This is a genomic window from Acinetobacter sp. YH12226 (assembly GCF_013417805.1).
Lineage (GTDB): Bacteria > Pseudomonadota > Gammaproteobacteria > Pseudomonadales > Moraxellaceae > Acinetobacter.
Genome location: NZ_VPDG01000048.1, coordinates 1 through 3,710, shown reverse-complemented (window position 1 = coordinate 3,710; position 3,710 = coordinate 1). Strand labels below are relative to the sequence as shown.

General features: G+C 36.1%; 3 protein-coding genes and 1 pseudogene. 1 reads left to right on the top strand and 3 read right to left on the bottom strand.

The features are described 5' to 3' along the window. Positions 1-114: 114 nt before the first annotated feature. Positions 115-627 carry a MobA/MobL family protein gene (locus tag FTV08_RS15910; RefSeq protein WP_218947230.1) on the top strand — a complete coding sequence of 171 codons (513 nt, stop codon included), beginning with the start codon at positions 115-117 and terminating at the stop codon, positions 625-627. A gap of 553 nt (positions 628-1,180) precedes the next feature. Here FTV08_RS15910 and FTV08_RS15905 read toward each other — a convergent pair. The 3 genes and pseudogenes from FTV08_RS15905 to FTV08_RS15895 form a co-directional block, all read right to left on the bottom strand. Beyond that, positions 1,181-1,981 carry a DUF2310 family Zn-ribbon-containing protein gene (locus FTV08_RS15905; RefSeq protein WP_114237944.1) on the bottom strand — a complete coding sequence of 267 codons (801 nt, stop codon included), beginning with the start codon at positions 1,979-1,981 and terminating at the stop codon, positions 1,181-1,183. A gap of 136 nt (positions 1,982-2,117) precedes the next feature. Further along, on the bottom strand, positions 2,118-2,456 hold the full coding sequence (locus tag FTV08_RS15900; protein ID WP_114237945.1) for a hypothetical protein: 339 nt from the start codon (positions 2,454-2,456) through the stop codon (positions 2,118-2,120). A 1,179-nt stretch (positions 2,457-3,635) separates the two neighbouring features. Next, positions 3,636-3,710, bottom strand: a pseudogene (locus tag FTV08_RS15895) (IS6 family transposase); the annotation flags it as partial.

Sequence of the window (3,710 nt, the reverse complement as noted above, 5' to 3'; positions counted from 1 at the left end):
AATACCAACGAACAGCCCAAAGAATGATTTCACCTTGAAAGTGCCGACCGTGGAAGGGATTCATCTGCTGTATCTCGAAATAAATAAGATATTTAGCTTATCACGTCAGCCTATTTGCAACAGTGCCCAAAATATCCTTATCAAGTGGTGGTGCATAACAAACCTGCTTTAGATGGTGGCGAACAACCCCATGCCCATTTGATGTTTAGTGAGCGATTAAATGATGGTATTGCTCGCCCTTTTGATCGCTTCTTCAAGCGTCATAACTCCAAGGATCCTGCTAAGAGCGGGGCGAAAAAAGACAACACAGGATTAGCCCCTGCTGAGCGTAGAACGCTGTTAAAAGCCCAACGTGAACGTTGGGGTGAGTTAGTGAATCATCACTTGCTAGAACATGGCTTTGAGCCTGTGGTAGATATGCGGAACTGGAAACAGCGTGGGCTTGATAGTAAACCTAATAATTATACTATGAAGCAGATGAATAATCCTGATTTCAAAGAAGCTTATAGTGAGATGGTAACGACTAGGCGAGAATTAAGTGAAATTGAGCCTTTGGCGGATAGCGATCTATCAGTTGCTCCAAAATCTCAACCCGTGCCAAGAAATAGCTATCCTAGACCTTTCTAAATATTGCTAATTGGGGGCAGCACAGAATTCGGAGAAAATAGCACGCTAAGGAATTTTGTGGACTAATTAATTTATTAAAATCAGAGATTTATATTTTTATGCTTTGCCTGTCTTCTAGAGATTGGCAACATGCAATTTAATTGAAAATTTTAACGAAGTTTTTAAATAACAACTACATAGAAGTAAACAAATGTACTTACCGCCCTATAATTTCCGTTTTCTGTGCTGACCCCTATATTCGAGTATTTAGACGGGAACGAAGAAGACTATGATTTCTCAAGATAGCGAGAAAAACTGACTACCTAGAATAGTCTGTTATAGGCGGTTTTCTTATAACGGTCTGTTCTAGGTAGTCTATTAATAGGTCTAAGGGGCTTTTTAGGTGGTTCCGCTAGGGTATACTGAAAATAAACTTGTCCTGTACCTGATTCCAGTAAAACACTCTCCGAAAATATCGAGACGATTCACGGTTGGTTACAGATAGTTTGGGTGTTATTTTTATCTCTATGCTTGATAGGCTTTATGAGCTTACCACAAATAATTTTTCATTCGGTCAGTCCTCGCTTTCATCCGACCAATTTTGACTCAACTCACTCACCAAACGACTCTCATCGCATTTAAAATCAATATAGTGATAGGTATTGGCAGGCAATAGCCAATCCTGCCCTGTCAGTGGACATTTTTGTTCCATATCTTCTGCCTGTGTCCAATCACGGTAATTCATTAGAAAATAATAGGTGGGTACACCTGTGCTTTGTTCAATGATACGGCACAATTCTCGACCTATTTTGCTATGCTCAGAATTGGGATTTTGCATTTGCTCTAAGGCAAAGGCTTCACTTACTGGTTGAGAACCAAGCCACAAACGATATAACGCTTCAGCCTGACGATACCATGACCACACATTATCATAACAAGGGTGATCAGGTTGGGTATATGGGATTTTATATAGAGGAATGCCTTGTAAGGTTACTCCATCTAGTAAAGGCGAACTCCAGCCCCAACGCAACATGTAAAATTCAGATTGCGTTGGTACGGCATAACGGGGAAGAGGATAGTCATGGTCTTCTCCGATATACAAGGTTTGAATGGGTTTACCTGCTAACTGTTCGATTTTATTGTGCATTTCTTGGGCATAGCTGTTCATATTTTTACGGTCAAGGGCATCCATTTCAGGACACACCACAGTCACGCGAGTAATATCATTTTGGCTAACAGCTAAATGATGGTTACGGGGTAATATTTGTCCGTTGCCTTCTAAATTTCCTAAATAACAAAATACATCATGGTCGTGGCTATCATCATCTTCAGCGATACCTGTATATTGGGGTATGATAATATCAAAGGCGTGCATTTTTATATCTCATGCTTAATTTATATTAAATATATTTGGGGATGTTGCTGTTGAAATTGGTTAAAGTGCTGTCTTGTAGTGTCAATTTAACCTATACCGTCAATGCCGTACACTCTAAATATTAATAATACTTAAACTACTTGATATTATAACTATAATTTTTCTTATCATATTTACCGAAATAAGGAACAGCTACATCCTTATGCACTGTATTATTACTATCAGTATATGTAATTACTATAGAGTCTTCGGTGTCAGAATATTTTATAGGATACTTAAATGATTGATTAGGAGATAAATTACCTATATTTTCTGATTTATTAGTGGTTTTATAAGTTAAATTAACCTTAGTTATATCTTCGGAGGTTTTGTTATTTATAATTAGCATCCCTTCTGATTCACTTTGACTGGAACAAGCCACAGTAATTAATGCACTTAAGCTAATTACATACAGTTTTCTTATTGAGATCTTCACGAGCCAAACCTTTAGTTATTTTATTTAATACAAAATAATTCTATGCAAGAAATGCCACTCTCAACTTCTTAAGCCTATTGGAATGGCTGTATTACAAGAATTGTAAGTTTAATATTGAAAGTCTAACCTTCGTAAAATAAATGATTTAGCGAAAAAAAGTTGAGAGTTAAGCATAAAATGGAATCTTATTTTTCACCAAAGGAATTAGAAGATGTTAAAGAACCATTAGTTATAACTTTCATTTTGAGACTACCCTAAATTCTGTGTAACTATCTAGTTTTCTAAAATACTTCTTAAATTTTGTCAAAATGGCTTTATTAGCTCGAAAAACTAACTTTCTATACACCATGAAGTACACCGCGACTACCTAAATAACTCAATATACCAATATCATTAGCCTACAGCCTAAGGTTCTAGTCCTCACTAGGGTACCGAAGCAGTGAAATTGGTTTGCCATAGGCATACTAATCAGAGTATGAAAAAGAAACTCCTCTCTCTGCAAATTCTTGATTGAAAACACTAAGAACCTTCATACTAAAAGTATAATAAATAAGTACTAGCCTTTCTATTATGGTGATGTCGTTCATATTCCAAGATATTCTCCGATCATCTAATAACCCCTCCCAACTAGGATCGTTTATTTTAGGTATAGATTGACTGCCGTAAGAAGGTATTTGATCAACTAAATGACGCATATCATCGAGTTTTTGATTTGATAGGGGTTACCCCAGAATTTGGAGAAAATAGTACGACAAGGAATTTTGTCGACTAATTAATTTATTAAAATCAAAGATTTATATTTTTATGCTTTGCCTGTCTGCTAGAGATTGGCAACATGCAATTTAATTGAAAGATTTTTAACGAAGTTCTTAAATAACAACTACATAGAAGTAAATAAATGTACTTACCGCCCTATAATTTCCGTTTTCTGTGCTGACCCCTAATATAGCAGTTTTTCACTGAATAGAACTCAGATAACTTATCATTTGGTGATAGTCAGAAGCCTTTATTCCCTTAAAATAATTTTTGTTTTTGATATCAAGGACTACTTCTACCACAACCTGTAAACAGCGAATAAAAATCTTAAAATTTAAACCCTAATTTCGATAAGAAGGGTAAATATACTTGGCACTGTTGCAAATAGAGATTTGAGTCGATGAAGTTCCCTTTAAAAAGTGCTTAGAGACCGAAAACCCTGTTGATTAGACACACTTCACCCTGAGGCTGACCATAATAAAATGACGATGCTTGTCC

Excerpts from the sequence above, each read along its gene's own strand:
- FTV08_RS15905 (WP_114237944.1), bottom strand. The coding sequence starts at position 1,981 with ATGCACGCCTTTGATATTATCATACCCCAATATACAGGTATCGCTGAA.